General features: G+C 69.2%; 3 protein-coding genes and 1 pseudogene. 3 read left to right on the plus strand and 1 reads right to left on the minus strand.

The window, feature by feature from the left end:
* A partial coding sequence (locus tag BDIM_RS13360; protein ID WP_169312156.1) for an NAD(P)/FAD-dependent oxidoreductase occupies positions 1-682 on the minus strand: 682 nt, incomplete at its 3' end.
* Positions 683-798: 116 nt separating this feature from the next.
* On the opposite strand from BDIM_RS13360, the gene BDIM_RS13365 reads away from it, so the two are divergent.
* The 3 genes and pseudogenes from BDIM_RS13365 to BDIM_RS18125 form a co-directional block, all read left to right on the plus strand.
* Positions 799-1083, plus strand: a complete 285-nt coding sequence (locus tag BDIM_RS13365) for a YerC/YecD family TrpR-related protein (protein WP_112999704.1) — start codon at positions 799-801, stop codon at positions 1081-1083.
* Between the two features lie 9 nt (positions 1084-1092).
* Positions 1093-1974: an ATP phosphoribosyltransferase gene (gene hisG, locus BDIM_RS13370; RefSeq protein ID WP_003166144.1), complete on the plus strand. Its 882-nt coding sequence runs from the start codon at positions 1093-1095 to the stop codon at positions 1972-1974.
* Positions 1974-2163, plus strand: a pseudogene (locus BDIM_RS18125) (histidinol dehydrogenase); the annotation flags it as partial. The gene hisG and the pseudogene BDIM_RS18125, both read left to right, overlap by 1 nt.

A 2163-nucleotide genomic window follows, 5' to 3' on the forward strand; every position in this document is an offset into this window, starting at 1 on the left:
CGTCCGCCGCGATCAGCGTCCCGTCCGCCAGACGCACGCCCGCGTCCTCGAACCCCGCGACCTCGACGCCGGTCAGGATCTCAACCCCATGCTTCCTGTGCAGGTCAGTGAAGAAGGCCGACAGGGGCTGAGACGCCACGCGCGCCAACACTCGGTCCATGCGCTCGATCACCACAGCCTCGGCGCCCAGGGCGCGGGCCGAAGCCGCCGCCTCCAGACCCACATAGCCGCCGCCGACCACCGCCAGCCGCTTACCGGGCGCCAGCACGGCCTTCAGCCGTTCCGCGTCGTCGAGGGTGCGAAGCTCCAGCAGGTCCGGCCGGTCGGCGCCGGGAAGGGCCAGCTTGCGCGCCGTCGAGCCGGTGGCCAGGATCAGCACGTCGTAGGTCTCGACCGTTCCGTCGGCGAAGGTCACGGTCCTGGCGGCCGCGTCGATGGCGCTCGCCGTGACGCCGGTGCGCAGGGCGATGTCCTGCTCGGCGTAGAAGCTCTCGGGGCGCAGCAGCAGGTCTTCCAGACCCGCCTCCCCCTTCAGCCAGGCTTTCGACAGGGACGGCCGCTGATAGGGCGGCGCGCTTTCCTGCCCCGCCAGGACGATCTCGCCCTCAAACCCATACTGCCTCAGCAGCGCCGCCGCCGAGCCCCCCGCGTGTCCCGCGCCGATGATCACAACCTTGCTCATGACAGCGCAGATAGAGACGCCGGAAGCGAAGCGCCACCGCCTTTGCATCCATTCTGAGCACGACAGACCGGGAAGCAGGTTGACCGTTCCATTGTTACAGCATAATGGAACGCGCCATGAGCACCGACGCCGCCAGGACCGCATTGCTGGACGCCCTGCTTTCGCTGAAAACGCGGGAGGAGGCGGACGCCTTTCTGGCCGATCTGTGCACCCCGGCCGAGCTGCGCGCCATGGCCGAGCGGTGGCAGGTGGCGCGGATGCTGGACGCCGGGGACAAGACCTATCGCGAGATCGCCGCCGAGGCGCCGGCCAGCCCGACCACTGTCGTGCGCGTCGCGCGCTCCCTGAAGGACATGCCGCACCAGGGCTATCGGCTGGTGCTGGACAGACTGAAAGCCTGAGATGAGATCATGAGTACGGTTCAGGGGCGGCTGCGCATCGCCGTCCAGAAATCCGGCCGCCTGGCCGAACGCAGCCTCGATCTGGTCCGCGATGCGGGCCTGCGCGTGATCAAGGGCAACAACGATCTGCTGTACCGGATCGAGAACTATCCGATCGACCTGCTGCGGGTGCGCGACGACGACATCCCGACCTTCGTGGCGGACGGGGTCTGCGATCTGGGCATCGTCGGCGAGAACGTGCTGGAAGAGGTGAAGAACGGCGGCCCGAACGCAGAGGTCGTCATGCCGCTGGGCTTCGGCCGCTGCACGCTGAAGATCGCGACGCCGCCGGGGCTGGACTACGCCGGACCGTCGTCGTTGCAAGGGCTGCGGATCGCCACCTCCTACCCCAGGATCCTGCGCCGCTTTCTGGATGAGGCGGGCGTCCAGGCCGACATCGTCACCATGCGCGGCGCAGTCGAGGTGGCCCCGCGGCTGAAGCTGGCCGCCGCCATCTGCGACCTGGTCTCGACGGGCGCCACGCTGGAGGCCAACGGGCTGACGGCGCGCGAGACGGTGCTGGACAGTCAGGCCGTGCTGATCAAGGCGCCGACGCCGCCCGAGGCGGGGCTTCAACACCTGCTGGACTCCATCGTCGAGCGGATGGCGGGCGTCGTGTCCTCGCAAGGGGCCAAATACGTGATGCTGAATGCGCCGCGCGCGGCGCTGGACCGGATCACCGCCCTGTTGCCCGGCGCCGGATCGCCCACCGTCATGCCCCTGTCGGGGCGCGACGACGCCGTAGCCGTCCACGCCGTCTGTCAGGAGGCGGTCTTCTGGGAGACATTGGAGAAACTGAAGGCGGAAGGGGCGTCGGCCATCCTGGTCCTGCCCATCGAGAAGATGATGTGATGAAGCGTATCGACTGGAACCAACTCGACGCCGCCGGACGCAAAGCCGCCCTGGCCCGCCCGCAGCGCCGCACTGAAGGCTTCGTCTCCAGCGTGGTGCGCGAGATATTCGACGACGTGCGGGCGCGCGGCGGCGAGGCCGTGACCGACTGGGCGACCCGGCTGGACGGCGCCCCGCCGCGCCGCATCG

The organism is Brevundimonas diminuta ATCC 11568 (assembly GCF_000204035.1).
GTDB lineage: Bacteria > Pseudomonadota > Alphaproteobacteria > Caulobacterales > Caulobacteraceae > Brevundimonas > Brevundimonas diminuta.